General features: G+C 69.5%; 24 protein-coding genes, 2 pseudogenes and 1 riboswitch. Of the genes and pseudogenes, 17 read left to right on the top strand and 9 right to left on the bottom strand.

What is annotated here, in order from left to right; translation table 11 throughout:
* The first annotated feature begins 26 nt into the window (after positions 1-26).
* On the top strand, positions 27-401 hold the full coding sequence (locus tag ACZ60Q_RS20855) for a GroES family chaperonin (protein WP_469636485.1): 375 nt from the start codon (positions 27-29) through the stop codon (positions 399-401).
* A gap of 93 nt (positions 402-494) precedes the next feature.
* Positions 495-553: riboswitch (guanidine-III (ykkC-III) riboswitch) on the top strand.
* Positions 554-591: 38 nt separating this feature from the next.
* Positions 592-912: a DMT family transporter gene (locus ACZ60Q_RS20850; RefSeq protein WP_469636482.1), complete on the top strand. Its 321-nt coding sequence runs from the start codon at positions 592-594 to the stop codon at positions 910-912.
* 112 nt (positions 913-1024) lie between these two features.
* On the opposite strand, the gene ACZ60Q_RS20845 is transcribed toward ACZ60Q_RS20850, so the two are convergent.
* The gene (locus tag ACZ60Q_RS20845) at positions 1025-3355 is read right to left on the bottom strand and encodes a transglycosylase domain-containing protein (protein WP_469636479.1); all 2331 of its coding nucleotides are present in this window, start codon (positions 3353-3355) and stop codon (positions 1025-1027) included.
* Positions 3356-3543: 188 nt separating this feature from the next.
* Here ACZ60Q_RS20845 and ACZ60Q_RS20840 point away from each other — a divergent pair, with 188 nt between their 5' ends.
* The 4 genes from ACZ60Q_RS20840 to ACZ60Q_RS20825 all read left to right on the top strand — a co-directional run bounded on the left by ACZ60Q_RS20840 (position 3544) and on the right by ACZ60Q_RS20825 (position 7204).
* Entirely contained in the window at positions 3544-4344 is an 801-nt protein-coding gene (locus ACZ60Q_RS20840; RefSeq protein ID WP_469636476.1) for an ABC transporter permease, read from the top strand.
* Complete coding sequence (locus tag ACZ60Q_RS20835) at positions 4337-5233, top strand: ABC transporter permease (protein ID WP_469636473.1); 897 nt, start codon at positions 4337-4339, stop codon at positions 5231-5233. Before ACZ60Q_RS20840 ends, ACZ60Q_RS20835 begins: the two co-directional genes overlap by 8 nt.
* Positions 5234-5239: 6 nt before the next feature.
* Entirely contained in the window at positions 5240-6385 is a 1146-nt protein-coding gene (locus tag ACZ60Q_RS20830) for an ABC transporter ATP-binding protein (RefSeq protein ID WP_469636471.1), read from the top strand.
* Between the two features lie 105 nt (positions 6386-6490).
* A complete protein-coding gene (locus ACZ60Q_RS20825; RefSeq protein ID WP_469636818.1) occupies positions 6491-7204 on the top strand; it encodes a DUF1707 SHOCT-like domain-containing protein in 714 nt (237 codons plus the stop codon).
* Positions 7205-7355: 151 nt separating this feature from the next.
* Here the strand turns inward: ACZ60Q_RS20825 and ACZ60Q_RS20820 are convergent, their stop codons facing one another.
* Positions 7356-8603 carry an SGNH/GDSL hydrolase family protein gene (locus ACZ60Q_RS20820; protein WP_469636468.1) on the bottom strand — a complete coding sequence of 416 codons (1248 nt, stop codon included), beginning with the start codon at positions 8601-8603 and terminating at the stop codon, positions 7356-7358.
* Positions 8604-8745: 142 nt separating this feature from the next.
* Between ACZ60Q_RS20820 and ACZ60Q_RS20815 the strand changes: the two genes are divergently transcribed.
* The 3 genes from ACZ60Q_RS20815 to ACZ60Q_RS20805 all read left to right on the top strand — a co-directional run bounded on the left by ACZ60Q_RS20815 (position 8746) and on the right by ACZ60Q_RS20805 (position 12005).
* Positions 8746-10329: a DUF445 domain-containing protein gene (locus ACZ60Q_RS20815; protein WP_469636465.1), complete on the top strand. Its 1584-nt coding sequence runs from the start codon at positions 8746-8748 to the stop codon at positions 10327-10329.
* A 153-nt stretch (positions 10330-10482) separates the two neighbouring features.
* Positions 10483-11352: an alpha/beta fold hydrolase gene (locus ACZ60Q_RS20810; protein WP_469636462.1), complete on the top strand. Its 870-nt coding sequence runs from the start codon at positions 10483-10485 to the stop codon at positions 11350-11352.
* A 53-nt stretch (positions 11353-11405) separates the two neighbouring features.
* The gene (locus ACZ60Q_RS20805) at positions 11406-12005 is read left to right on the top strand and encodes a hypothetical protein (RefSeq protein WP_469636459.1); all 600 of its coding nucleotides are present in this window, start codon (positions 11406-11408) and stop codon (positions 12003-12005) included.
* Here ACZ60Q_RS20805 and ACZ60Q_RS20800 read toward each other — a convergent pair.
* Together ACZ60Q_RS20800 and ACZ60Q_RS20795 are read right to left on the bottom strand one after the other, a co-directional pair.
* On the bottom strand, positions 11965-12204 hold the full coding sequence (locus ACZ60Q_RS20800; protein ID WP_469636456.1) for an excalibur calcium-binding domain-containing protein: 240 nt from the start codon (positions 12202-12204) through the stop codon (positions 11965-11967). The two genes, ACZ60Q_RS20805 and ACZ60Q_RS20800, sit on opposite strands and share 41 nt — an antisense overlap.
* 50 nt (positions 12205-12254) lie before the next feature.
* Complete coding sequence (locus ACZ60Q_RS20795) at positions 12255-12980, bottom strand: excalibur calcium-binding domain-containing protein (RefSeq protein ID WP_469636454.1); 726 nt, start codon at positions 12978-12980, stop codon at positions 12255-12257.
* Positions 12981-13373: 393 nt separating this feature from the next.
* Between ACZ60Q_RS20795 and ACZ60Q_RS20790 the strand changes: the two genes are divergently transcribed.
* Complete coding sequence (locus tag ACZ60Q_RS20790) at positions 13374-14390, top strand: phosphotransferase (RefSeq protein ID WP_469636451.1); 1017 nt, start codon at positions 13374-13376, stop codon at positions 14388-14390.
* Between the two features lie 35 nt (positions 14391-14425).
* On the opposite strand, the gene ACZ60Q_RS20785 is transcribed toward ACZ60Q_RS20790, so the two are convergent.
* A complete protein-coding gene (locus tag ACZ60Q_RS20785; RefSeq protein ID WP_469636448.1) occupies positions 14426-14977 on the bottom strand; it encodes a hypothetical protein in 552 nt (183 codons plus the stop codon).
* 241 nt (positions 14978-15218) lie between these two features.
* On the opposite strand from ACZ60Q_RS20785, the gene ACZ60Q_RS20780 reads away from it, so the two are divergent.
* Positions 15219-15860 (top strand): nucleotidyltransferase domain-containing protein, encoded by a 642-nt coding sequence (locus tag ACZ60Q_RS20780; protein WP_469636446.1) that lies wholly within the window; start codon positions 15219-15221, stop codon positions 15858-15860.
* Between the two features lie 1376 nt (positions 15861-17236).
* Here ACZ60Q_RS20780 and ACZ60Q_RS20775 read toward each other — a convergent pair.
* Positions 17237-18106, bottom strand: coding sequence for an endonuclease/exonuclease/phosphatase family protein (locus tag ACZ60Q_RS20775; RefSeq protein WP_469636816.1), 870 nt, complete (start codon positions 18104-18106; stop codon positions 17237-17239).
* A gap of 382 nt (positions 18107-18488) precedes the next feature.
* Between ACZ60Q_RS20775 and ACZ60Q_RS20770 the strand changes: the two genes are divergently transcribed.
* The 3 genes from ACZ60Q_RS20770 to ACZ60Q_RS20760 are packed head-to-tail and all read left to right on the top strand — an operon-like array spanning position 18489 to position 21284.
* The gene (locus tag ACZ60Q_RS20770) at positions 18489-18944 is read left to right on the top strand and encodes a hypothetical protein (RefSeq protein ID WP_469636443.1); all 456 of its coding nucleotides are present in this window, start codon (positions 18489-18491) and stop codon (positions 18942-18944) included.
* Positions 18945-18952: 8 nt separating this feature from the next.
* Positions 18953-20785: an alpha/beta hydrolase gene (locus ACZ60Q_RS20765; RefSeq protein ID WP_469636440.1), complete on the top strand. Its 1833-nt coding sequence runs from the start codon at positions 18953-18955 to the stop codon at positions 20783-20785.
* Positions 20778-21284 (top strand): hypothetical protein, encoded by a 507-nt coding sequence (locus ACZ60Q_RS20760; RefSeq protein WP_469636438.1) that lies wholly within the window; start codon positions 20778-20780, stop codon positions 21282-21284. The genes ACZ60Q_RS20765 and ACZ60Q_RS20760 overlap by 8 nt, the downstream gene beginning before the upstream one ends.
* A gap of 60 nt (positions 21285-21344) precedes the next feature.
* Here ACZ60Q_RS20760 and ACZ60Q_RS20755 read toward each other — a convergent pair whose 3' ends face one another.
* From ACZ60Q_RS20755 to ACZ60Q_RS20745, 3 genes are all read right to left on the bottom strand, one after another.
* Positions 21345-21623 carry a hypothetical protein gene (locus ACZ60Q_RS20755; protein ID WP_469636435.1) on the bottom strand — a complete coding sequence of 93 codons (279 nt, stop codon included), beginning with the start codon at positions 21621-21623 and terminating at the stop codon, positions 21345-21347.
* Between the two features lie 57 nt (positions 21624-21680).
* Entirely contained in the window at positions 21681-22130 is a 450-nt protein-coding gene (locus ACZ60Q_RS20750; protein ID WP_469636432.1) for a hypothetical protein, read from the bottom strand.
* Between the two features lie 90 nt (positions 22131-22220).
* Positions 22221-22463 carry a DUF397 domain-containing protein gene (locus ACZ60Q_RS20745; protein WP_469636429.1) on the bottom strand — a complete coding sequence of 81 codons (243 nt, stop codon included), beginning with the start codon at positions 22461-22463 and terminating at the stop codon, positions 22221-22223.
* 784 nt (positions 22464-23247) lie between these two features.
* Here ACZ60Q_RS20745 and ACZ60Q_RS20740 point away from each other — a divergent pair.
* The 3 genes and pseudogenes from ACZ60Q_RS20740 to ACZ60Q_RS20730 form a co-directional block, all read left to right on the top strand.
* Positions 23248-24615: a hypothetical protein gene (locus ACZ60Q_RS20740; protein ID WP_469636814.1), complete on the top strand. Its 1368-nt coding sequence runs from the start codon at positions 23248-23250 to the stop codon at positions 24613-24615.
* 26 nt (positions 24616-24641) lie between these two features.
* Positions 24642-25241 (top strand): annotated as a pseudogene (locus tag ACZ60Q_RS20735) (DUF6879 family protein); the annotation flags it as partial.
* Positions 25174-25437 (top strand): annotated as a pseudogene (locus tag ACZ60Q_RS20730) (helix-turn-helix domain-containing protein); the annotation flags it as partial. The pseudogenes ACZ60Q_RS20735 and ACZ60Q_RS20730, both read left to right, overlap by 68 nt.
* Positions 25438-25464: the final 27 nt, after the last annotated feature.

The raw sequence follows: 25464 nt of genomic DNA, 5'->3' as shown, positions 1-25464 counted from the left end.
CGGGGCCCGGCAGGTAGGTTGCGGGCGTGAGCGACAACACCCACAAGGGCCATCGCGGCGCCACCGGCTCCGCCGACGAGGACAAGCTGCCCATCCGGATGCTGCACGACCGGGTGCTGGTGCGGAACGACGCGTCCGAGGGCGAGCGGCGCTCCGGCGGCGGCATCCTGATTCCGGCGACGGCCGCGGTGGGCCGGCGCCTGGCCTGGGCCGTCGTCGTCGCGGTCGGGCAGAACGTGCGGACGGTGGAGCCCGGCGACCGGGTGCTGTACGACCCCGAGGACCGTGCCGAGGTCGAGGTGCGGGGCGTCGCGTACGTCCTGATGCGGGAGCGTGATCTGCACGCGGTGGCCGCCGACCGGTTCGAGGGTTCGGTGGATTCGACCGGGTTGTATCTGTAGGACCGCGGCTGTCCGGGGTCCGGTCAGGGTTCCTCGGGTCTGTGGCTGTCAGGGCCTGGTGACCGGTGTCACCAGGCCCTTTCCCTGTTCTTTGCTACGGTGGGACCACCCCGACGAGACGCGCCGTACCGGGCCTGCAAAGACGACGCACCCGTTCTGTTCACGTGGTTTCTCGTCGGAGGTGTCAGTCATGGCGTGGGTTCTGTTGGTCGTTGCCGGTTTGCTCGAAGTGGGCTGGGCGATCGGGATGAAGTACACCGAGGGGTTCACCCGGCTGTGGCCGAGCGTGTTCACCGGCCTCGGGATCGTGGCGAGCATGGTGTTGCTGTCCCATGCGGCGAAGACGCTGCCGATCGGTACGGCGTACGGCGTGTGGGTCGGTATCGGCGCGGCCGGTGCGGCGATCGTGGGCATGGTCGCGCTGAACGAGCCGGCGACCGCTGCGCGGATCTTCTTCGTCTGTCTGTTGCTGGTGGCCGTGGTCGGTCTGAAGGCGACCTCCGGGCACTGACTGGACCTACGGGCTCCGGTGGGCCGGAGCGACCGGCCACCGGTCGCTCCGGCCCACCGGTCGCTCCGGCCCACCGGTCGCTCCGGTCGTACTGGTCATGCCGGTGGGCCGGTCATGCCGGCCGGTCGCCGGGGAGGCCGGGGACGCGTACCCCCTCGCCGCCTCCGCCGCCTCCGGTGTCTCCTGTCTCTCCGGAGCCTCCGGAGGCGCCGTCGTTCCCGCCCGTCCCGCCGGTGTCCGTGCCGGACGTGGGCGGGCTGCTGTCGGCCGGGCTGCTCTCCGTGGTGCCGGAGGGGGCGGTGGTGGGTTCCGACGAGGAGGACGGGTCCGTGCTGCCGTCGGGGTTCTCGTCGAGCGGGGGTTCGTCCTCCTCGTCGGAGCCGGGTGCCGTCTGCAGGTCGAACTCCTGGGCCGGGGAGGAGCGCAGCGCCGCTTCCGTGTAGGCGGCCCAGGTCTCGGCCGGGGCGCCGCCGCCGTTGACGCGGGGCAGGCCGAGGGCTCCGTACAGCGAGGTCTGGGCGCCCGTGTCCGGGTTCTGGCCCATCACGGCGACGACGGTCGCGAGGTCCGGGGTGTACCCGGCGAACCACGCGGCCCGGTCCTCCTCGGCGGTGCCGGTCTTGCCCACGGCGGGGCGGCCCACGGCCTGGGCCGCCGTGCCGGTGCCGCCCTCCACGACGCTGCGCAGCACGGAGGTGGTGGTGTCGGCGGCCTCACGGCTGACGGCCTGGCCGGTCGTGCGCTCGGGCAGCTTGATCTCCGCGCCGTCCTTGGTGACCTTCTCGACGAGGACGTGAGCGCCGTGCCGGCCGTGGTCGGCGAGGGTGGCGTACGCCTCGGTCATGTCCAGGACGCTGGCGTTGGCGGGGCCGAGCGCGATGGAGGGGGAGGCGGTGAGGTCGGGGGTGTCGGTGGGGATGCCGAGGGCGACCGCGGTGTCCCGGACCTTTTCGGGGCCGACGTCCTGGGCCATCTGCGCGTAGACGGAGTTGACGGACTTGTCGGTGGCGGTGCGCACGGTGATGTCGCCGTAGTCTTCGTCGTCCTCGTTGGCGGGGGCGTAGCCGGTGGGGCCCTCGGGTCCGACGACCATCCGCTTGTTGGTGCCGTCGTAGACGGTGTTGGGCGTGATGCGCCGGCCGTCCTGGGTGGTGGAGTCGTTGACGACGGCGGAGGTGAGGACGAACGGCTTGAAGGCGGAGCCGACCTGGTAGTCGCGGCGGGTCGCGTTGCTGACGTACTGCTTCGTGTAGTCGATGCCGCCGTACAGGGCGACGACCTCGCCGGTGTCGGGGACGATCGAGGCCCCGCCGACCCGGACGTTGCGGTCGGCCTCGCGTTCGGCGCTGGTCCTGGACGTCACGTTGGCGTCGACGGCCTCGACGAAGGCGTCCTGTCTGGACTTGTCGAGGGTCGTGGTGATGCGGTAGCCGCCGGTGGCGAGGGTCTTCTCGTCGAGGATGCCGCGTTGGTCCAGGTAGTTCTCGACGGCCTGCACGATGTAGCCGCGCTGTCCCGAGAGTCCGGTCGGCGGTTTGGCCTCGCCGGGGGTGGGGAACTCCGTCGTCGCCCGTTCGGCCGCATCGAGCCAGCCCTCCTTGACCATGCCGTCCAGGACGTACTTCCAGCGGTGCTGGGCGGTGGGTTCGTTGTCGGGGTGGGCGGCGACGTCGTAGGCGCTGGGGGCGTTCAGGAGGGAGGCGAGGTAGGCGCCCTCGGCGGTGGTGAGGTCCTCGACGTTCTTGCTGTAGTACGCCTGTGCGGCGGCCTGGATGCCGTAGGCGTTGCGCCCGAAGTAGCTGGTGTTGAGGTAGCCCTCGAAGATCTGGTCCTTGGTCTCCTCGCGGTTGAGCTTGACCGCGATGAAGAACTCCTTGGCCTTGCGCAGGACGGTCCGCTCCTGGCCGAGGTAGTAGTTCTTCACGTACTGCTGGGTGATCGTCGAACCGCCCTGCTTGCCCTTGCCGGTCACGGTGTTCCAGCCGGCCCGGACCATCGCCTTCACGTCCACGGCGCGCTCGGAGTAGAAGTCCCGGTCCTCGGCGGCCAGTACCGCGTGCTGGACGGTCGTGGGGACCTGGGAGAGCTTGACCTTCTCCCGGTTCACCTCGCCGTCCCGGGCGATGACGCTGCCGTCGCTGTGGAGGTAGACGTTGGACTGGGCGGTGGCCGCGGCGTTGGCCGCCGGGATGTCGACGAACTGGTATCCGGCGACGAATCCGCAGATGAGGAGGAGGGCGAGGCCCAGGACGGTGCCGAGGGTCATCCGCCAGGTCGGGACGGCGCGCCGCCAGCCGGTGCGCTTGGCGCGCTCTTTCTTCTTCTCCTTCTTGCTCGTGTTCTTCCCCTGGCTCGTGCCGGGCGGCCCTCCCCGGTCGCCGCCGGGTGCGGCCACCGCGTCCGAGGGGTCGCGGGGGGCCCAGTGCTGTGACTCGTCGCTCATGTCCGTGGGGCTCCTCGGGCGTGGTCGGTTCTCCCATCAGTGCCCGTTTCGCCGGAAAACCTTCGGTTCTGATCGGATCGTTCCCTCCTCCGGACGTTCCGAAATCCGGTCGCGACGGCCGTCACGGGTGCACTAGGGTCGGACGCTTTGGTGTCGGGAACCGGTGGCGGCGGGGGAGAGGGGACGACGTGCGGCTCTACGCGGTGGTGGCGGGGGGTGCGTTCCGGCGCTATGCCACGTACCGGACGGCCACGGCCGCGGGCGTGTTCACCAACACGGTCTTCGGTTTCATCGTGGCGTACACCTACATCGCCCTGTGGGACGCGCGTCCGCAGCTCGGCGGATACGACACGTCCCAGGCGCTGACCTATGTCTGGCTCGGGCAGGCCCTGCTGATGGCCTGCGCCATGATGGGCGGCGGCTTCGAGGACGAGTTGGTGGAGCGGATCCGTACGGGGGACATCGCCGTCGACCTGTACCGCCCGGTCGACCTCCAGCTGTGGTGGCTGGCGGGCGACCTGGGCCGGGCGGCGTTCCATCTGCTGGGGCGCGGTGTCGTGCCGATGTTCCTGGGGGCCCTCGCCTTCGATCTGGCTCTCCCGGGATCGCTGTGGACCTGGCCGGCGTTCTTCGTCTCGGTGTTCCTGGGCGTGGTGGTCAGCTTCGCGACGCGCTATCTGGTCGCGATGTCGGCGTTCTGGCTGATGGACGGGGCGGGCGCGATGCGGATCGTGTCGCTGGCCGGGCTGTTCTTCTCCGGGATGCTGCTGCCGCTGAACCTGTTCCCCGGACTGTTGGGCGAGGTGGCGCGGGCGCTGCCGTGGTCCTCGCTGCTCCAGGTCCCGGCCGATGTGTTCCTCGGCAAGCACACGGGGTGGGGGCTGGTGGAGGCGTACGCGTTCCAGGGCGGCTGGGCGGTGGTGCTGCTGCTGGCGGGGCGCCTCGTGCAGACCGCGGCGACCAGGAGGGTGGTGGTTCAGGGTGGCTGAGAGCGTGGTGCGGGCGGACGGGAAGGCCGGGGCGGACGGGGGGAGCCGGGCGGCGGAGGCGTTCCCGTTCCCGGAGCGGCCCCGGCTGCTGGAGGGTGTGCGGGCGTACGGGCTGATCATGACCATGTGGGTGCGCTCGACGATGGCGTACCGGGCCTCGTTCGCGATGACGCTGTTCGGGGACTTCGCGGTGACGGCCTTCGACTTCGTGACGATCCTGCTGATGTTCACGCACGTCGACGCTCTGGGTGGTTACACCCTGCCCGAGATCGCCCTGCTGTACGGCCTGTCGGCCACCGCGTTCGGGCTGTGCGACCTGCTGCTGGGGTCGATGGACCGGGTGGGACGGCGGGTGCGGGACGGGACGTTCGACACCCTGCTGGTGCGGCCGGTCCCGGTGCTGGCGCAGGTCGCGGCGGACCGGTTCGCGCTGCGCAGGCTCGGGCGGATCACCCAGGGGCTGCTGGTGCTCGGCTACGCGCTGGTCTCCCTGGACATCGCGTGGACCCCGCTGAAGGTGCTGATGCTGCCGATGATGGTGGTGAGCGGTGCGGCGATCTTCGGGGCGGTCTTCGTGGTGGGGGCGGCGTTCCAGTTCGTCGCGCAGGACGCCTCGGAGGTGCAGAACTCCTTTACGTACGGCGGGACGACGCTGCTCCAGTACCCGCCCACGATCTTCGCGAAGGACCTCGTGCGCGGGGTGACGTTCGTGGTGCCGCTGGCCTTCGTCAGCTGGCTGCCCGCGCTGTACGTGCTGGACCGGGAGTACCCGGTGGATCTGCCGCAGTGGGTGGCGTTCCTGCCGCCGCTGGTGGCGGCGGGCTGCTGGGTGCTGGCGGGCCTCGCGTGGCGGGCGGGGCTGCGGGCGTACCGGAGCACGGGCAGTTGAGCGGGAATGATCACGGAGGAGGGTACGGGCATGGGCATGGGTGACGGCACGGGTACGGGTACGGGTACGGGTGTGGGCACGAGCACGAGCGTGACTACGAGCACGAGCACGAGCACGAGCACGAGCACGAGTGCGAGTACGACTACGACTACGACTACGAGCGTCGACGGCGACGACGGCTTCATCACTCTCGACGGTGTCGAGAAGGTCTTCGAGGTCCGCCGTCGCACCGGTCCGCTGCGCCGCGAGCGCCGCGAGGTGCGGGCGGTGGACGGGATCAGCTTCCGGGTGGCCCGCGGCGAGATGGTCGGCTACATCGGCCCGAACGGGGCCGGGAAGTCGACCACGATCAAGATGCTGACGGGCATCCTCACCCCGAGCGGCGGCCGGCTGCGGGTCGCGGGCGTCGACCCCTCCCGCGAACGCACCCGACTGGCGCACCGCATCGGTGTGGTGTTCGGCCAGCGGACGACCCTCTGGTGGGACCTGCCGCTGCGCGACTCGTACCGGCTGATGCACCGCATGTACCGCATCCCCGACCGGCGTTACCGGGAGAACCTGGACCGCTGCGTCGAACTGCTCGATCTGGGCGACCTGTTGGAGGTCCCCGTACGTCAACTCTCCCTGGGGCAGCGGATGCGCGGCGACATCGCGGCAGCGCTGCTGCACGACCCGGAGGTGCTCTACCTGGACGAGCCGACGATCGGCCTCGATGTGATCTCCAAGGCCAAGGTGCGGCAGTTCCTGAAGGAGTTGAACGCCGAGCGGGGGACGACGGTCCTGCTGACGACGCACGACCTCACCGACATCGAGCAGTTGTGCGGCCGGGTGATGGTGATCGACCACGGCCGCCTGATGTACGACGGTTCGCTGGCGGGCCTCCATGAGGTGGGGGAGAGCGAACGCATGCTCGTGGTGGACCTGGAGAGCGAACTCCCCCCGATCGTGCTGGAGCCTGAGGTGGCGGGCGGTGGGCCGGCCCTGCGGGCGGTCAAGGTGGAGGGCCCGCGCCAGTGGCTGGCGTTCCCCGCCGCCGCGTCGGCGGCCCCGCTGGTGGCGCGGATCGCCGCGGACTACCCACTGGTCGACCTGTCGGTACGGGAGCCGGACATCGAGGCAGTGATCGCGAGGATGTACGCGTCGGCGCGGTGACGGGCGCCCCTCCCGGGCGGCACGCGCAGGTCATGGGGCTGTATGGCTGTGCTGGAAACGGGTGCGTTCAATAGGCTGCGCGGTATGACAAGTGAGAGTCCGGACATGCGTGCCTCCGATGCCGAGCGTGAGCGGATCGCGGAACTGCTGCGCGAGGCGGTGGCCGAGGGCCGACTGGATATGGACGAGTTCGACCAGCGCCTCGAAACGGCCTTCAAGGCCCGCACGCACGGAGAGCTGGAGCCGTTGGTCCAGGACCTTCCGGCGCCGGGCTCGGTGGTCGCTCCGATCGGTTCGTCCGCGCCCGCCCCGCTGGGGGGCTCCGCCGCGAACTGGCCGGCGAGGATCGGCGGCCAAGCCACCTCCAAGGGGGCGTTCGCCCTGTGGGGCGGCTTCAACCGGAAGGGCCGCTGGACGGTCGGCCGGATGTTCACCGCGTTCGCGATGTGGGGCGGTGGCGAGATCGATCTGCGCGAGGCGAACTTCGAGGGCCGTGAGACCGTCATCCGCTGCATCACCATCATGGGCGGCATCCATGTGACCGCGCCGCCGGAGCTGAACGTCGATGTCAGGGGCGTCGGCATCATGGGCGGCTTCGGGGAGGGCTCCAACGAGGAGGGCGAGCCGGCCCCGGACGCCCCGTACGTGCGGATCACCGGCTTCGCCCTGATGGGCGGTGTCGGCGTGGACCGCAAGCGGACGAAGGCGGAGCGTCGCCGGCTGAAGGAGGCGAAGGAGGCGGAACGGGAGGCGCGCCGTCGGCGCGAGCTGGAGGACCCGGACGGCGGAGCGGCGGGCGGCGGCCGCAAGGAACTCTGAGGGCCCGGGCCCCGGGGCGAGGAGTGGGGCAATGCCCGGGACAAGGGGTGGGGCCATGCCCGGGGCGGGGGCGGATTCGCGTCGGGTCCGCCCGTATGCGGATGCGGCTCCTCAGCCCTTCCTTCCGGCCTTCCTTCGGCCCTTCAGCGCCTCACAGCGCGTCGGACCGAAGTGTGCCGGCCCGGTCCAGGACCTTCAGGTTCAGCCGGTCGCCGAGCGCGCGGTACCCGTCGTCGTTGAGGTGCAGATGGTCACCGGAGTCGTACGGGGCGAGGATCCGGTCGGGTGCGGCGGGGTCGCGTACCGCCGCGTCGAAGTCCACGTACGCGTCGAAGACCGTGCCCGCGCGGATCTGCTTGTTGACCGCCTGGCGTACGGCGTTGCGCTGGGGTGTCCAGGTGGCGTAGCCCTCGAACGGGGTCAGCGTCGCGCCGACGACCGTGAGCCCGCGCGCGTGCGCCCGGTCGGTGAGGGCACGCAGGCTGTCCACGATGCGCTGGGGGTCGGCTTCCTGGGGGCGCTGCTGTACGTCGTTGATGCCGAGTGCCACGACGACCGTCCGGGCTCCGGCGACCGCCAGGACGTCGCGGTCGAGCCGGTCGGTGCCCGACTGGCCACCGGTGCCGCGGCCGATGCCCACGACCCGGTTGCCCGCGATGCCCGCGTTGGCGACTCCGTACCGGCCGCCCAGCCGGTCGGCGAGGACGTCGGTCCAGCGGGCGTTGGCGTCGGTGGAGGAGCCGCTGCCCGCGGTCAGGGAGTCCCCGAAGGCGACGATCGCGCCGCGTGCTCTCTCGCTGCGGACGTCCACGGCGGTCAGATAGCGCCAGTGGGTGCTGCTCCGGGTGCCTCGTTCGTCGATCAGGTACGAGGTCTGGTGCGTGTTGGGGTGGTAGGTGACCGGCCCGCCCGCCTGTGGGGTGCGGAAGCCGACCTGGAGGTCGGAGTCGGGGGCCACGGGCACCTCGACCGGGTCACTGATGACCTGTCCGCCCGCCGCCACGGTGACGGCGGCGGCGCCCTTGAAGGTCACTGGCCGGGTGTTGACGGTGGCCTGGTCGATGACCAGGGGGCCCGTGCCGAAGAGGTTCGACAGCGTTATCCGGGCGACCTCCCCGCCAATGCTGGTGTGCACGATGTTACGGATGGTGCGCCCGGGGAACCCGTCCTCGGTGCCCGGTTCGGCGCGGACGGGCGCGGCGGCCCAGGTGGCGACCCACCTGCCGCCCGAGGTCGCGGGGGCGACCGGGTTACGGGCCGCCGCGTGGGTCTCGGCGGGCGGGAGCGGTGCCGACCGGGGGCCGGAGAACAGCGTCGTACCGAAGGCGACGGCGGCGGCGAGCACGGCTGTGCCCGCCACTAGGGCGATGAGCAGGGCATACGCCTGGCGCCTGGGCATGTGCGGTGTTTCTCCTTGTGATGATCGTGCTGGTCCCATGATGCGACAGGCCGTCGGGAACTCGACGTGCGGCCCGGGAGTAGGGGAGGTAAGGACAATGCGTACGTCACGGGGGCGAGACGCACGCGGACGGGTGGAGCGGATGGAACGGACCGGATCCGGCGAGCAGGAGCAGGGCGAGGACGCGGTGCAGAAGTCGGAGCAGTCGCAGGACCCGTCGGAGCATGGGGCGGAGCAGTCGCAGGACCCGTCGAATCGCGAGGCAGGGCAGTCGGAGCGCTGGGTGGAGCAGTCGCGGAAGCAGCCGGTCGAGCGCGGGTCGCTGGGGGCACAGGAGCCGTCGCAGCGTACGGCCGATCGGGTACAGGAGGCGCCGCAGCGTACGGCCGATCGGGCACAGGAACCGTCGCGGCGTACGGCCGATCGGGCACAGGGGCCGAGGGCGGGTGCGGGCCCGCTGGCCTCGTTCGCGTACACCGCCGCGGACGAGGAGAAGCAGCGCGGCGTACGGCGCATGAAACTCACGGCCACCGGCCTCCTTCTGCTCGTCGCGCTCGTCTACGTCCTGGCCACCTGGGCGAAGAACTCAGGCGTGGGGGGCTGGCCGGGCTACGTCGCGGCGGCTGCCGAGGCGGGGATGGTGGGCGCGTTGGCGGACTGGTTCGCCGTCACGGCGCTCTTCCGGCGCCCGCTCGGCCTGCCCATTCCCCACACAGCCATCATCCCCACCAAGAAGGATCAGCTGGGACAGTCACTCGGTTCCTTCGTCGGCGAGAACTTTCTCTCCGGAGACGTCATTCGTGACCGAATTCACGCTCTGGGGGTCGGCAGGAGGCTCGGTGTGTGGCTTGCGGAGCCGGCCCACGCGGACAGGGTCACCGCCGAGCTGGCGACGGCCCTGCGCGGTGCGCTGACGGTTCTTCGGGATTCCGATGTGCAGGCGGTGGTCGGCGAGGCCATCACCCGGCGCGCGGACGCGGTCGAGGTCGGCCCGGGCCTCGGCAAGATGCTGGAGAAGGTCGTCACGGACGGCGGCCACCGCAAGGTCGTCGACCTCGTCTGCGTACGGGCGCACGACTGGCTGGTGGAGCACGGCGACTCGGTGATGAACGCGGTGCAGGGCGGAGCCCCCGGCTGGACCCCGCGGTTCGTCGACAAGCGGGTGGGGGAGCGGGTCTACAAGGAACTGCTGCGGTTCGTCACGGAGATGCGGGACATGCCGGAGCACCCGGCGCGCGGCTCCATCGACACGTTCCTGACCGACTTCGCGTCCGACCTCCAGAGCGACGCCGACACGCGGGCCCGGGTGGAGCGGCTGAAGTCGGAGATCCTGGGGCGCGGCGAGGTCCAGGACGTCATCGCCTCGGCCTGGGCGTCCGTACGGACGATGATCCTCTCGGCGGCGGAGGACGAGCGCAGCGAACTGCGGCTGCGGGCACGCGCCTCGCTGATGTCGCTGGGCGCGCGGCTGGCGAACGACGAACGGCTCCAGGGCAAGCTGGACGGCTGGCTGGAGGACGCCGCGGTGTACGTCGTGACGACCTACCGCGCGGAGATCACCTCGCTGATCAGTGAGACGGTGGCCGGCTGGGACGCGGACCAGACGTCGAGGAAGATCGAGGCGCACATCGGCCGCGACCTCCAGTTCATCCGGATCAACGGCACGGTGGTCGGCGCGCTGGCGGGCCTGGCGATCTACACGGTGTCGCATGCGCTGAGCGGCTGAGCCGCTGAGCGGCCCGCCGGAGCAGGGACGCGCTGAGCGGTCCGCAGGAGCCCGGACACGCCGCGCTCCGGGTGCGTACTCGTCCTGTCGTACGGGTACGCACCCGGTTTCACGCGAGTACGGGGAAGAGACGCGCAGGGACGGGAGTGTCGGGTGGGAACGGTCACGACGACAGTGACGGTCGAGGCGGACGGGGCGGACGGGGCGGACGGCGCGGACGGGGCGGACGGGGCGGACGGGGCGGCGAGAGGGACCGGTCCCGTGCGTCTCCACTGCACCGACCACGGTGGCGAGGGCCCACCCCTGCTCCTGCTGCACGGGCTGGCCGGTCATTCCGGCGAGTGGGAGGCGCTGGCGGCCCGGTTCGCGGCCACGCACCGGGTGGTCGCCTTCGACGCCCGGGGCAGCGGGGCGAGTACCCGCCGCCCCGGGGACGTGACACGGGCGGCGCACGTCCGTGATGTCCTCGCCGTCGCGCACCGGTTCGGTCTTGCGGGGGAGGACACGGTGCTGGTCGGCCAGTCGATGGGCGGCCTCACCGCGCTGCTGACGGCGGCGGCCCACCCGGAGGTGTGCCGCGCGCTGGTCCTGATCGAGGCGGGCCCGACGGGGCCGAGTCCGCAACTGCCGCAACAGATAGGCGACTGGCTCGACTCGTGGCCGGTTCCGTTCCCGGACGCGGGAGCGGCCGAGGCGTTCTTCGGCGGCGGGCCGGCGGGCCGGGCCTGGGCGGCGGGGCTCGTGCCGGGCCCCGGCGGTCTGCACCCCCGGGTTGACCGGGACGTGATGGTGGCCACCGTCCAGGAGAACGCGCAGCGACACTACTGGGACGACTGGGACGAGGTGCGCTGCCCGGTGCTGGTGGTACGGGGTGAGAACGGCACGATGAAGCCGGACGAGGCGGACCGGATGCGGGCCCGGCGCCCCGGGACACGGATCGGCGTGATCCCGGGCGCCGGCCACGACGCCCACTTGGACAACTCGGCAGCGGTGTATGGGGAGATGGTGACCTTCCTCGTGTGATACCCGGCTGTGACCCGGTGTAGGGTCTGGAACCTTCGCACGAGGGGGGTCTCATGCTGTTCCGCAACGCTGCCCGCACGACCACCGGTACGGGTGACCGTGCCGACGCTCACCGTCCGGTCCGAACAGGGCTGCGTACAGCGGCACTTGCCGTGGTCGTGGCCGGGGCGCTGGTGTCCTGCACCCAGGCATCGAGCGGGGGCGGGCCCGGTGCGGACGTCCCGACCGCGTCCGCGGACCCGGCGGCGGACCGGGCGGGCATCGCGGAGGACACCGAGAGCGCGGACCGGGCCGAGCGGGAGGCCGCCGCCGAGGAGCCCACCGACGTGCCCGCGCCCGGCCCCGCGCTGGTCCGCGACGCCTTCGCGACGCTCCAGGCGACGCTCGACGACACCTGCACCCCGGGCGCGGGCGACTGCGCCTACTTCCTCGGCCGGGTCACCCAGGAGCTCACCGAGCTGGACGAGTCGATGCGGGCGGACGCCAAGGGTCCTGGCCACTTCAAGAAGCCGCTGGCCGACATGAAGGTCCTGTTCGACAAGCTGGGCGACGAACGGTCCGAGGCGCATCTGGAGAAGTACTTCTCCGAGATCGTCGGCGTCCGTGACGGCGTCAACACCTGGATGCAGGACCACCCCGACGACTACCGCTGACAGGCGACCGGCCGTCTCCGAACTGTCCCTTCCACGGCACAAGATCGTGCGCCGTGTGTCCCGCCCGGCCGGATTCTCCGGCGGCCCCGCCCCGCCCACGGCCCCGCCCCGCCTGGCGGAGACGCGCGGCTCGCTCGCAGCCGACGCCGTCCCCGTCGCGGTCCACGTGCCGTCCGTAGCCCGGGTCCCCGGCCCGCATGGGGCCCGTATGGGCGCGGCGCCCGCGTTTCGTACGGCGGGGCGGTTCGCTCAGGAGGCATCGCCACCGCCCGTACTCGTACCGTCCCCGTCGGAGGACGACGCGGACTCGCCCCACGGCTCGCACCCCACGCCGTCCCCGTCGCGGTCCAGATGGGATGCGTAGCCGGGATCGCCCTCCTCGACCGGAGCGGCCCCGGCGGCGCGGACGGCGTCGCAGTTCTCGTAGTGGACGGGTGCCGGGTCCGTCGCCTTCGGCGCGGGGTTCGAGGCGTTCGAGGCGGAAGCCGATGTCGGCTCAGGGCCGGCCGCGGTGACGGCGATGCGGACGACGGCGGTGGCGGCGGGGACCTCGGCGCCCTTCACGAGGACCTCGTACGTGAGCTTGTCCTTGCCGGCGTACCCGTCCCCTGCGGTGTACGTGACCGTGGCCCCGGACACCGAAGCCGAACCGTGGGCGGGCTCGCTGTCGATGCGCAGGGTCAGTTCGGCGGGGTCGTAGGCATGGAGCAGTGCCGTCCGGGCGCCGTTCTCCAGGGTGACGGAGTCGTTGTCGAGGACGTCCATGTCCAGGCTGCCGCCCGCGTCCACGCCCTGCTCGTCGTCCATGAGCGCCAGCGTCCGGTCCACGGAGGCCGAGGAACCGACCGACGTGGCGACCTCCCCGTCGTCGCTCCCGCACCCCGTCAGGATCAGCGCGAGCGCGCCCGCTCCGGCCGATATCCGTATGCGGAGGAACCCGCGCCTGGGCCGCCGTGACTGCTTCCTCGTCTGCATGTGTTGCCCCCAAGGCCGAACTCTGTGCTGTGGAGCAGCCGATGTTCGCAGCGCGCCCGGGCGTACATCAGGGGCACGCCGGAAGAGAAGCGGAATCGTGATGAGAGCGTGTACAAAGCGTGTGGGGTGTTCGGAAGGATGCGAAGGAGAAGCCGCAGCGGAGGAGCCGCCCCGGATGCGCCGCAGGAAGAACCGCACGAAGAAGCCGCAGGGAGAGACCGCAGGAAGAGACCGCACGAGAAGCGCCAGGGAGAAGCGCCAGGGAGGAGCGCCAGGGAGGAGCACCTGGGAGGGGCGCGGGGAGAAGTCGCGGGGTGGCGGGGGACGGCGACGGAAGCGGGCGGAGCCCGATCGCCTCGGTCCTCTTCACGGAAGGCCACTACGGTGTCCCGTATGAAGGACAGCCCGACCGATATCGACGTGACCGTCCTCGCCTCCACCCTCGGGGCCTGGGGCGTCGAGCCCGTCACGCTCACCCACGCCCCGGTCGGCTTCGGCGACCACCATTGGGTCGCGGCCGACGAGGAAGGCCGGCGGACCTTCGTCACGGTCTCCGACCTCGCGCACAAGCCGCACTGCGGACCCGGCGCGGCCGAAGCGTGGACGGGTCTGAGCCGCGCCATGAGCACGGCGACGACGCTCGAATCCGCTTTCGACGAGCCGGCGTTGGTGGCACCACTGCGCACCGACGGTGGCGAGACGCTGCTCCGCCTGACCGACCGGTACGCCGTGAGCGTCTTCCCGTACGTGGACGCGCCCACCGGCCACTTCGGGAAGGTTCTGGACCCCGAGGCGCGCCGGAGGCTGGTAGAGCGCCTGGCTCAACTACACACGCGGAAGCCTCCGTTGACGACCCCGGTCCATGACCCGGCGCTGCCGGGCCGCCCGGCGATCGAAGCGGCGCTGGCCGACCCGCAACGCTTCCGCGCGGATTCGGGCCCGTACGCCCAACGCTGCGGGGACCTGCTGACCACCAACTACACAGCGCTGCGTTCAACGTTGGACCACTTCGACGGCGGTACGGCGCGGCTCGCGTCCGACGCGTCGACCGCCGCCACCGTGGTCACCCACGGCGAACCCCACCCCGGCAACGTCCTGGACCCCGGAGGGCGCACCCTCCTGGTCGACTGGGACACCGTCGCTCTCGCGCCGCCGGAGCGCGACCTCTGGCTCGCCACCGACGTCCCGGAGGACCTGGACCGCTACGCCGAACTCACCGGCCACCGCCCGGATCCGGCCCTGCTCGGGTACTACGAACTCCGGTGGGCCTTGGACGACATGGCGGCCGCACTCGACATCTTCGGCGCGCCGCACCCGGACACGGCCGACACGCGGCAGGCGTGGGAAGGCCTGGTCGACGCGGTGGCGAGCCTGACGGACCGCCGACGCCGCTCGGGCGCGAACGGGTAACAGGCCGCAGCGGCAGAGGAGTCGGGCGCAGAAACTCACCTGGTGCGCCGTTGCCCCAGCAACTGGGCCTGTGTCTCCTTCAGGGCGGTGAACCCGTCCCGCGCGTAGGCGGCGAGGTCCTGGCTCGGGAACGGCACGACGGAGAGGTGCTGGTCATACCGTTCCTGTGCCCATCGGGCGGCCGTGATCTCGTAACCGGACACGTGTGCGCAGAGCTTGAGCAGGAGCGGCGGCATCTCCGATTCGCGCAGCAGGTCGGCGTGGGTGACCACGAGATCGCGCATGGCCCGTATGTTCGGCAGGAAGACGATGGTGACCCACAGCCGCCACTCGGCGAGTTCCTCTTCCGTGGGCGGATCTTCATGATCGAAGGGAGAGCGCCCGTCGGGGCGGACATTGCGCTGGGTGAAGGCCTCGAAGGCACGGCTGTTGGCCTCGGTGATGGCGAACAACGGTCCGTAGAAGTCGCTGAGTTGCCGATTCACGCGCGCGAGCCGCTCGTGGCGCTGGGCGAGCCGCAGCCCGTTCAGGTAGGCCACGACGTACCCGACGAAGGCCAGGGCGATGGTGACGACCAGAGCAATCATGGAGGGTGATGCTACTGAGGCCGGCGCGAGAGGCAACTTGCCCGTCGCGATGCCGACCTCCCTGACCGGCTGACCTCAACCCGGGCCCGCTCCGGCCACAGCTCACTGCCCTCACGGGCGGCGGGCCGACTCGTGTGCTACCCGGCGTGCGTGATCCGCCGGCGGCATACGGCTCCAGGGCCCGCTGGTCTCCTTCATCTGCCACGACCAAGGCGTTCGAATCCACTGATAGCTTCCTGTGATGAGCGACCAACTGCCCAGCGGCGGCACCGAACTGTCACCCGACGAGATCGAGGCCCTCGACGCCAGGTGGGCGTCCAGTTGGACTCCGGACGAGGTCGCGCGGCGGCTGGTTGGCGTCAGCGTGCCCTGGTGTGTGGCGGCCGGCTGGGCGCTGGACCTGTTCCGGGGTGGACAGACGCGCGTTCACGGAGACATCGAGATCGCGATCCCGGAGGCAGGCTTTCCCGAGGTCCGAAGCCGCTTCCCCGGATACGTCTTCGACGCGGCGGGCAGCGGCCGGATCTGGGAGGACGCCCCGCCGGAGGCACTGGCCGCCGTACACCAGACATGGCTCCGCGACCCGACCACCGGCAACTACTTGCTCGACGTGTTCCGGGAACCGCACGACGGCGACACCTGGATCTGCCGCCGCGACGAGGAGATCCGGCTCCCCTACAGCGAGATCATCCATCACACCCGGGACGGCATCCCGTATCTGGCGCCCGAACTGGTGCTCCTGTTCAAGGCCAAGCACACCCGCCCGAAGGACCAGAGGGACTTCGACGCGACGGTCCCGCACCTGACCGGGGCGCAGCGCGCGACCCTGGCGGAGCTGCTCGCCCGCGTACACCCGGGGCATGCGTGGCTCACGGATCTGTAGAGCGGCCGACTGTGGCAACGGCGCACGGTGGTAGTCAGGTTGTGAGCCGGGTGGTGAGCGGGGGCGCACTTTTCGCGTACGTCGTAGCAGGACGAAACCGTGCGGTAGCGTGACGGTGACATCACGCTCTGTGCGCGCACGTAGGCGGGCATAGGGCGGCCCCCGGAGGTGCACCAACACCCATCCGAGGGCCTCACACCCCCAGTGGCAGGAACCCACTAGAAATGCTGCGTCATGTTATCGCGCCCTCCTCGGGCTGGACCAAAGCCCCGCACACGGTCGTACGCGACCGGCAGATGAACAGCGATGCGAAAGTCCTCCTCCTGTACGTCCAGGGCCTCCCCGACTCCGCCACGGACCGCCCGCTCGGCGAACTGGCGCGGAAGCTGGACATGAAGGGCCGCCCGTACCAACTGGCCAAGAGACAACTGGTGGAGCACGGTTACGTCCACGAGTGGCGGGCCCAGGGCGACGGCGGACGCTGGGCGACGGACCAACTGTTCACGAACACCCCGCTGACGAGCGCCGAGGCGAGGATCGTACGGGCGACGCTGGCGCCGGACGGCGGGCGCTCGCCGGAAGTGGAGGCTGCCGCCCCGCCGCCGGGTAAGCGGCATCCGACGGTCGGTGGACCGACTTCCCGGACGGCCGGTGGCTATGAACCGGAGGAAGACCACAGTGATAAGACCACTCCCCACCCACCCTCCGAAGCGGAACGGCCGGAGCAGCGGCGAGCGCAACCGGACCCGGAACTGACACCGGAACCGGAACCGGAACCGGAACTGACACCGGAACCGGAACTGACACCGGAACCGGAGCTGACACAAGAGCCGACACGAGAACCCCACCCCGCTGTGGCTGATTCGGCCCCGGCATCCCACCTCGCTCCGGCACCCCACCCCGCTTCCCGACTCGCGCAGGCGGAACGGCTGCTGCTGTCGCTGCGCCACACATACCGCGACCTGTTGCTGGGCGTGGGGGAGGCGCGCGGGCTGGCGGTGGAAGCGGTGAAGTGGCTGGAAGGCGGCTTGTCGGAAGGAGATGTACGGCACGCGCTCCTGGCCGCCAGGCCCGAGGAAGGGGTGCGCTCGGCGGTGGGCTTTCTGCGCCACCGCCTGATCCAGAAATGCCCGGTGACCCCGCTGCCGGCTCCGCCGCCCCTACCGCCCGTCAGGGAGCTGATCGCCTGCGCGGGCGAGGGGGAGGAGCACGTCTTCCGCCCGGTGGGCGACGAGACGTTGTGCGTGGACTGCCGCAGGGCGGCGGCGTATGCCAGCTGGATGGTCGACACGGACACGTACGACTTCCCCGAGGACATGACCTGGAGGCAACGCGTCGAGGCGGTACGGAAGGCGGACGCGCTCCGAGCCGCGCACCTACCCCAGGACGACGCGGGCGGCGACGGGCAGATGGTCGCTGCCGGTGGCGGGCAGGGTGCGGATGTGGCCTACGGTGGCGGAGCGGGCCATGACCTGATCGATCCGGGCCAGCGGGAGGAAGGCGGGGAAGCTGAAGGCGAAGCCCCGCTCGGCCACGTTCAGGCGTGAGGTGAGAGGCGCCAGCCCCCGGTCCTCCACGGCCCCGTTGAGATCCCCGAGCAGAATCACCGTGTCGACGGCCTCGGCGGCGATGGCCCGCCCGAGCAGCTCGGCACTCGCGTCTCTCCGGTCGGACGCGAGCCCACCCGCCCCGACCCGGACAGAGGGCAGATGGGCGACGTACGCCGCGATGTCCCCGTACGGCGAATCGACGACGGCACGCAGACCACGGCTCCACCCTTCCGCGATGCTCGGCGGCTTGATGTCGACGACCCGCTCCCCGCTGAGCGGGTACTTGGACCAGAGCCCGACGGTGCCCCGGACGACATGATGCGGATAGTCAGCGGCGAGAGCGTTCTCGTACACGGACAGCTGCGGAACCACCAGCTCCTCCAGCGCGACGAGATCGGCCCCGGCCTCGATCAGCGCCCGGGCGGTCGCCGCCGGATCACGGTTCTCATCGCTGACGTTGTGCTGCACGACGACGAGCTCCCGCCCACCGCCTTCCGCACCGGGCAGCAGCAACCCACCGAAGAGATGCACCCAGACCCCCACGGGCAGCAGCACCGCCACCAGCGCGACGGCGGAGCGCCGTACGAGGGCGGCGATCAACAGCACGACAACGAGGACGCCCACCCACGGCAGGAAGGACTCCAACAGACTCCCGACCCGCCCGACGGCATTGGGCACACCCCGGTGAAAGGCCATCACCCCGGCCAGCACCACGGCGAACCCGACGAGGACGCGTCCCCGCCGGCCGCCTCCCGTGCCGGGGACACCCTGCCCTGGCACCGAGGCCGCTGCGCTCTCTGCCCGCTCCATCATGTCCACCTGTCTGCTCGGCCCTGTCCCAGAGGACGAGCGGCCGGAGAGATCAGGTTCCGATCTCCGACAGTGACCTGGGCGATGTGTTAGGGCTGACGAGACGAGACGAGCGGATGGTTGCTGGAAATGGACGCTGCGCGACCGTCGCGTTTGGCTCGGGCGTCGGAAGCCGGAGATCATGTCGGCTCAACCCGAGGCGCCCGGGAACGGGACCAGGGGGTACGGGAATTTTTAGGGACAACGGGGCAACGGGGAGAATCTTTCGATGGCATGGGACGAATGGGAGCAAATCAAAACCGACGTCGCGGCGAACGGGTCGGCGCAGACGCAGCTGAACCAGGCCCCGTCGGAGGGCGGAACCACGGCCGGTGCGACTTCGGGCGATCTGAAGTCGAACAGGAAGACGTGGGTGAAGGCAGGTGAGGGAGTCACCGGTCTCAAGAGCGGCGTCGGCAAGGCGCTGACGAAGCTGGCCGATGGTCAGACGGGGCTGGGGGACACCGCCGGGTCGCAGAGCGCGGCGGCACAGAAGGAGCTCTACGACTCCTGGAAGAAGTACGTGAGCGATGTGAGCGGACGCTGTGAGGCGTTGGGCGGACTTCTGCGGGCAGCGGGCCACGACCTGTCGAAGTCCGATGCGCAGGCCGAGGCGGAGCTGGAGAAGCTCAAGGTGAAATACGAGGACACCGAGCCCGTCGGCGGCCAGGCGAAGGAGAAGTGAGCCCGGTCATGGACCTTGCGACGCTCACATCCTTCAAGCCGTCGGAGTACGAAGAGGCCGCGGACGGCTATCGGGCAACTGGTGACATGGCCTCCGAGGCCAAGGATGCGATCGACAACCGGATCAGCGTGGAGCTCCGCGACCAGTTGGAGGGCGAGGCGGCGAAGGCCGCAGTCGAGGAACTCAAGAGCCTCTCGAAGAACTTCCACTACACGCAGACCGAATGCGGCCTGGTGAGCACCGCGCTGAATGGCTTCGCCTTCGACATCGCGGTGGCCAAGCGCAAGCTGGAGGCGGCCATGGAGGACGCCCGAGCCGGCGGCTGCACGGTGAATGCGAACGGCTCCGTCTCCTACCCGGCGGGCAGCAAGCCCGGCGACGAGAAGACGGCGGACGGCGGCACGGTGACGGGGAGCGCGGGAGGCGGCTCGACGTCCGACGCGCTGGAACGCCAGGCGATCAACATCCACCCGAACCCGTACTACGGCCGGGCGATGGCCTACGCGAACCGCATCGCCGACGCTCTGGAAGAAGCCACGGACGCGGACACGAAGTGGGCGCCGAAACTGCGCGCGCTGAAGGCCGACGACGACTTGACGGTCTCCCACCGGGACTGGGCGGACGCGCAGTCCGACACGGGCGGCGTCCGCGAGGCGGGCAAAGCCTATCTCGACTCCCTGCCGGAACCCCCGAAGGACGGCACCCCGAAGGACAACGCGGCCTGGTGGAAGGGCCTCAACGCCGACGAGCAGTCGGCCCACCTCGCCTTGAACGCCGCCTCGGTCGGAGCCCTGGACGGCCTGCCCGCCGTGACGCGTGACGAGGCCAACCGAATGGTGCTGGCGGAAAAGCGCGGTGAGTATGAACAGGCCCTGAAGGCGATCCCTGCGGCGCCAACGAAGTACACGTACATCCACACCGCCAGAGGTCCGGTCAGGGTCTACACCGACGAGTACGTTGAGTGGGATGACAAGTACAGCGACAGGAAAAAGGAGCTAGAGGGTTACCTCAAGGGGATGGACCAGATCCAAGACCGCTTCGATCGGACCGGCGTGCGCGGCCTCCCAGAGGCGTACCTGCTTGGCTACGACCCTGTAGGTCACTCTGACGGAAGAATCATCCTGGCGAACGGGAATCCCGACACGGCAGATCATACGGCCGTATATGTGCCGGGGACCAAAGCCAACATCGAGAAGATCGGTGAGGGCGCCGACTTGGGCGACTTGGGTAGAAGTGAGAGGTTGTGGGCGGAAAGTGGAAGGATGGCTCCAGGTAAGAGCATTTCCACTATCACGTGGCTCGACTACGACGCTCCCGACAAGGTTCTCGGCGAAGCCACTCGCGGTTCGTACGCAGAAGATGCCGGCCCGACGCTGCGCGGCTTCATGGAAGGGAACATGGCCGCACATGATGAAACCAACCCCGGAAACCCGGGCCACACGACGCTCATTGGGCACAGCTACGGAACCACCGTTGTCGGCGTTGCCGCCCAGTCCGACATCGGGCCGGTCGGAGAACTCGGACCGACCCCACGCATCGCTGATGACGTGATCGCTGTCGGCAGCCCCGGCATGCAGGCCGACCATGCGGCGGACCTGGGAATCGGCGCGAAGCACGTGTGGGCAATGGGCGGCCCCTGGGACGACCAAGGCGTCCGTCAGGGCGGCCGCTTGGTCGGACTTGGCGACAGTCTGACGATCCCTACCGATGAACGCTTCGGCGGGAACATCATGAAGAGCGACTCGGGTGGTCACAGCGGGTTCTGGGATCCTGAATCAACCAGCCTCAGAAATCAAGCAGCCGTGATTGCGGGAAAATATGAACGAGTCCAGCATGACTAGCAAGATGCGCAAGACTGCAGCCTGCGTAGTCCTCTTTTGCTCGCTAATTTCGGGGTGTTCTGGGATGAACGAAAATAGTGCCGACGCTCCGGTGCGTGCCAGTTCCGAGATGCAGGATGAGGTCGAGAAGGTTTCGAGCTCGATCCTGGAGATCCTTTCGCTCAAGGCGAAGATGACCGAAGCGGGTGCCATGGTCTCTCCGTGTGAGGGAGGGACGTATCGGGCGCACCACCCATGGGGCGTCTACGGGCCTCCTGCCAAGGATCTGGAAGAAGCAATGGATAGGTTGCGAAGCCAGCTGCCGAAGAATGGCTGGAAGGTCGTGAAAGACGGCCCAGATGACAGTCGGGCAAAAAGCCCGCAAATTGTCGCCGACTCGGCCGATGGGCAGTACTCCGTCGATGCCCGTTTCCATGGCAGGAAGAGTGACGATCCGGCCCAACTTGAGGTCACCGTTCAATCAGCGTGCTTCCGCCCTGAGTCTGGATCCACGTCCTGAAGGCTCAGTCGGTCTGGAGGCGGGCGAATGCAAAGTCCGTTGATCGCTGGTCGGTGCAGATCAGTCGAGTCCGAGGATGTCCAGCTGACGCTCGTAGGGACGGATAGCTGTCGTGCGGAGGCGGGCTGCGATGTTGGTGCGGCCGGCGGCGCGGAACTGCTTGATGGCGAATCTGCGCAGGGCCGCCATGTTCTCCGGGCCGTGACCGGCATGGATCTTGAAGGCGTCCTCGCGGAACGCGGTGGCCCGTACGAAGTGGACGATGCGCTGGGAGGCCCCGCTGAACGCCTTCCAGATCGCCTTCGAGGTCGGCTCACCCCGGCCATCAACTGAACTCATCAGACTGGATCAGCCGTTACTGCAACCGGACCCCGGGGCCACAGAAATGGAAACGGGTCAGGAGGGCGGGAGGGGGCACGGGAGGGCGGGATGGTGGTGGTTGAGGCAGCACACCACCGAGAAGGAGATCAGGCTCTGGGACTTGGTGTAGTGCACCCAGCAGACGTCGATCCCTCGGGGAAGGGCGTCCATCGCGTACGCGACCTTGTGTTCGAGGGTGACGTAGGCGCGGCCGCCATCGTCCCTGTCCGCAGGCGGATTTGCCTCGTATGTGCTCTTCAGCCACGTGACGGCACCCACCGCACGGGTCCAGGTGCGCTCCACCGCGCTCTGGTTCTGCCTCATGAGCCAGTGCCCGGTCATGAGGGGTGGCAGCGTCGAAGCGACGAACGCGCGGGTGTGTTCGGAGTTCAGTTCTGCACCCGGACGGCGTAGGGCCTCCTGGCCGTACGCGTCCCTGCTGCCGGTCCACGGACCGTATCCGTGCCAGTGCCCTGACCAGGTCATCTGCGTCCTTCGCTAGGGGAGACGGGCCGGCCCGGAGCATGTCCGGTCCGGCCCACTGCGTGGTGCTTCGTGCTCAGGAAGGGAGCCAGGTTAGAGCGTCAGACCCCTCGTCCTGACCCACCCGGTGGCGAAGTCGTCGAGCTCGGCCTCGGTGAAGCGCAGCTCCTTGCCCGCGCCCTCGGGCTTGCTGTCACGGATGACGAACGAGGCCTCCGCGCCGGGGATCGCGGCGAGGCTCACGCAGGTCTCGTTGGAGCCTCCGGCGTTGCCGCCGCAGAAGTCGGCGAAGGTGGCGGTCGGCGGGATCGGCAGTGCGTAGAGGTTTCCGTTCATGGGAGAGTCCCTTTCGGTGCTGATGTCGCGGAGATTCGGTCTCCGCACCGTCGTGCTCCTGGCCCCGCCCGGCTGCCGACCGTCCATGGAGACAGCCGGGCGGGAGTCTGTGGCCCCTACGCAATGGGCCTGCTCGCGCCTTTGCCAACGGCGTCACCGCTCGAACCACACCGCCGCCACGATCGACGAGCCGATAGCGGCAAGGCAGACGACGTAGGCGATCTGCCGGGCTCGCTCGCTCACCGCCCCGTGCCTCGCCCTCGCCCCGGAACCGGCCGTACGGGAAGGGCCGGGCGGGCCGGGACCGCATCCACTGCGTGGCCCGCCGTGTCCATGGCGACGAGCTTCCTGAGCACCCGGGCAAGTGCTCGGACGTGGGAGTGGACCTCATGTGACAGAGCTTCCGGGGACGGAGGATTGTCGAGGAGGTGGGCGGCTTCCAGGAGGAAGCCACGGCCGGCCCCACTCATGCCCTCCGCCCCCACCAGATCGCCGGCGAGGGCTGCCACCCGTGCGCGCAAGGAAACTGTCGCGTCATCAAGCTCGGTCCGGGTGGTCGTACCGAGCCGGAGGGCGAGTACGCGCTGTACCACGCGTTCCGGATCCGCCTCCTCACCTGCCGCTACTGCCTTGGGACGGCCTGCGTCAGGGGCGCTGCTTGTCTTCATTACGTAGGTCACCAGGCATCTCCGCTCATGGCCGCTTTCGATCGCGTTCCGTGTAGAGATAACTGCGCGCCGTGCTCATCCCGGTACCGTTGGAGACAGGCGCAACCGTGAAAGCCATGAATCTCCGGGGAGTTGGTGTGCCCGTGCCACCTGGGAGCGACCGCAACTCAGGCCTTGAGAACCTTCTTGAACAGGCTGGATGGTCCCGGACGCAGCTTGCGAACGCCGTGAACCGCACGGCCGGAGAAGCGGGCCTGGCGTTGAAGTACGACCAGTCCGCCGTTTCGCACTGGCTGAGCGGGACGCAGCCGCGAGCGCAGGTCCGGCCAGTGATCGTCGAAGTGCTCGAACGGAAGCTCGGCCGTCCGGTGACCTATATCGAAGCAGGACTGCGCTCGCCGAAGGGCCAGTCAGAGGACTCCATAGGCACCGCTGACTCCCTCTTGGATCTCGGAAGGGCTGACATGGACCCCTCGCGGCGCGGCGTGATCGCAGCAAGCCTGTACTCGGCTGCTCTTGCCGTCCCTCTCTTCGCAGGTGAGGCGCATGCCGAGGAACGGGAGCGCACGGTCCGGCCGACCGGACGCATCGGTGCGGCAGAGGTGGCGACCGTCCGCACGATGACGGACCGGATCGCGGACATTCTCGACGAGCTCGGCGCCGGACACGCTCGTCCGATGGCCGCTGCGTTTCTCGTCAACACCGTCGCGCCGTATCTGCGCGCTTCCGCTACGGGACCGGTTCGACGAGACATGCTCTCCGCCGCGTCCGACCTGACCTACCTCACCGGCTGGATGGCCATGTACGAGCGGGCTCACGGGCTCGGCCAGCAGTATTACGTGAAGGCGTTGCACCTCGCGCAGGAAGCATCCGACCACGTGACGTACTGCCGTACCTTGCGCGGCATGAGCCTCCAGGCATCCAATCTGCGGTACGGCCAGCGGGCCCTGGAGCTCGCCGACTCGGCAGCTGAGGCGGCACCGGACGCGGGGCCTCGCTTGGTGGCCTTCCTCCGCGGACAGCAGGCTCACGCCTCCTCGATGGTCGGAGACCGCCGCGCCGCCTTTGAGAGGTTGCGCGAGGCGGAGTCCGCTCTCTCCAAAGCTGATTCCAGGCGGGAGTCGATCGGAGGATACGACCAGGCCGCGTACCAGTTCCACGTGGCCCACGTTCTGTACGAGACACGTGACCTGCCGGGCTCCATCGCAGCACTGAAGACCTCACTCCGCGCGCAGCCCAAGCAGGAGAGGCAAGGGCGACTCCACGCCAACGCGGTGATGGCTCAACGGCAGTTCGAGTTCGGCCATATCGAGGAGGCCTGCACCACGTGGGGCACCTTCCTCGACGACTACGTGGGGCTTTCCTCGGCGCGCGGTGACGAGCACTTCACCACCATGCGCAAGCGCATCGCGCCGTACGGCAAGATCCGGGCTGCGCGCGAGCTCCAGGTGAGGTCGCGGCAGGTGGCGGGGATGAAGGGATAGGGAGGTGGCGGGGATGAAGGGATAGGGAGGTGACGGTGGTCGTACCGCATGAACTGGTGGGCGACTGGGCACCGAAGGGCGCGACCCGGCAGGATCGGACTATTGGCCTGGACGAGTTCGACGGGCTGTTCCGTACGTTCAGCCACTCGGCCTGGCGGTTGGAGACCCTGCGACGCTTCGCCAGTGACGAAGCCACGCACACCTACCGCCAGTTCGTCGAGACCGGCCGTGTCGACTGGCCCGTGGAGGACCCGTACTGCGAGCTGATCCGTTCCCAGACGGAGCAGGGCAAGCGTGTCGAACGGGTGCGGATCGTTGATCAGCCGCCGACCCCAGGGCAGCTTTACCTCCTGAACAACGCGAAGCGGAACAGCGGTCTGGGGGAGGACATCCGAAACCTATGGCGAGCGGATGCCGATCGTCTCCAACTCCCGGCCGAGGATTTCTGGTTGTTCGACAGCCGGCTTGCGGCGAAGCTGCGCTTCAACGACGACGACCAGCTCGTGGACGTCGAGTTGATCACTGAGCCGGCCGAAATCGTCCAGTGCTCCGTCATCCGTGGAGCGGCATGGCACCACGCGGTGCCCTACGAAGAGTTCGCGGCGAAGCTGGGGGAGAGCGAGTAGGAGCAGACGCGTACCGGTGAGCACTTCTTCTCAGAAGGCTCGTGAGCATTTTGGTCGACGACTCCGGACTCTCCGAGCGGAGTGCCCTCACGGTCCTCTCACCGGTACAGCCCTGAGTTCCTCTCTCGGCTGGGCGCAGAGCAAAGTGAGCAAGCTGGAGAACGGACGCCAGCTTCCCACCGCGGAAGACCTCCGGGCATGGGCCGACGATTCCGTAGGAATG

It is taken from the genome of Streptomyces sp. NPDC104313 (assembly GCF_055583985.1).
This window is presented reverse-complemented; position numbering and strand designations above follow the sequence as displayed.

What these genes read in the sequence shown, in the direction of transcription:
- ACZ60Q_RS20850 (WP_469636482.1), top strand. Translation starts at nt 592, where the DNA reads ATGGCGTGGGTTCTGTTGGTCGTTGCCGGTTTGCTCGAAGTGGGCTGG.
- ACZ60Q_RS20845 (WP_469636479.1), bottom strand. Translation starts at nt 3,355, where the DNA reads ATGAGCGACGAGTCACAGCACTGGGCCCCCCGCGACCCCTCGGACGCG.
- ACZ60Q_RS20830 (WP_469636471.1), top strand. Translation starts at nt 5,240, where the DNA reads ATGATCACGGAGGAGGGTACGGGCATGGGCATGGGTGACGGCACGGGT.
- ACZ60Q_RS20825 (WP_469636818.1), top strand. Translation starts at nt 6,491, where the DNA reads ATGCGTGCCTCCGATGCCGAGCGTGAGCGGATCGCGGAACTGCTGCGC.
- ACZ60Q_RS20820 (WP_469636468.1), bottom strand. Translation starts at nt 8,603, where the DNA reads ATGCCCAGGCGCCAGGCGTATGCCCTGCTCATCGCCCTAGTGGCGGGC.
- ACZ60Q_RS20815 (WP_469636465.1), top strand. Translation starts at nt 8,746, where the DNA reads ATGGAACGGACCGGATCCGGCGAGCAGGAGCAGGGCGAGGACGCGGTG.
- ACZ60Q_RS20805 (WP_469636459.1), top strand. Translation starts at nt 11,406, where the DNA reads ATGCTGTTCCGCAACGCTGCCCGCACGACCACCGGTACGGGTGACCGT.
- ACZ60Q_RS20800 (WP_469636456.1), bottom strand. Translation starts at nt 12,204, where the DNA reads ATGCGGGCCGGGGACCCGGGCTACGGACGGCACGTGGACCGCGACGGG.
- ACZ60Q_RS20795 (WP_469636454.1), bottom strand. Translation starts at nt 12,980, where the DNA reads ATGCAGACGAGGAAGCAGTCACGGCGGCCCAGGCGCGGGTTCCTCCGC.
- ACZ60Q_RS20790 (WP_469636451.1), top strand. Translation starts at nt 13,374, where the DNA reads ATGAAGGACAGCCCGACCGATATCGACGTGACCGTCCTCGCCTCCACC.
- ACZ60Q_RS20785 (WP_469636448.1), bottom strand. Translation starts at nt 14,977, where the DNA reads ATGATTGCTCTGGTCGTCACCATCGCCCTGGCCTTCGTCGGGTACGTC.
- ACZ60Q_RS20780 (WP_469636446.1), top strand. Translation starts at nt 15,219, where the DNA reads ATGAGCGACCAACTGCCCAGCGGCGGCACCGAACTGTCACCCGACGAG.
- ACZ60Q_RS20775 (WP_469636816.1), bottom strand. Translation starts at nt 18,106, where the DNA reads ATGGCCTTTCACCGGGGTGTGCCCAATGCCGTCGGGCGGGTCGGGAGT.
- ACZ60Q_RS20770 (WP_469636443.1), top strand. Translation starts at nt 18,489, where the DNA reads ATGGCATGGGACGAATGGGAGCAAATCAAAACCGACGTCGCGGCGAAC.
- ACZ60Q_RS20765 (WP_469636440.1), top strand. Translation starts at nt 18,953, where the DNA reads ATGGACCTTGCGACGCTCACATCCTTCAAGCCGTCGGAGTACGAAGAG.
- ACZ60Q_RS20760 (WP_469636438.1), top strand. Translation starts at nt 20,778, where the DNA reads ATGACTAGCAAGATGCGCAAGACTGCAGCCTGCGTAGTCCTCTTTTGC.
- ACZ60Q_RS20755 (WP_469636435.1), bottom strand. Translation starts at nt 21,623, where the DNA reads ATGAGTTCAGTTGATGGCCGGGGTGAGCCGACCTCGAAGGCGATCTGG.
- ACZ60Q_RS20750 (WP_469636432.1), bottom strand. Translation starts at nt 22,130, where the DNA reads ATGACCTGGTCAGGGCACTGGCACGGATACGGTCCGTGGACCGGCAGC.
- ACZ60Q_RS20745 (WP_469636429.1), bottom strand. Translation starts at nt 22,463, where the DNA reads ATGAACGGAAACCTCTACGCACTGCCGATCCCGCCGACCGCCACCTTC.
- ACZ60Q_RS20740 (WP_469636814.1), top strand. Translation starts at nt 23,248, where the DNA reads ATGAATCTCCGGGGAGTTGGTGTGCCCGTGCCACCTGGGAGCGACCGC.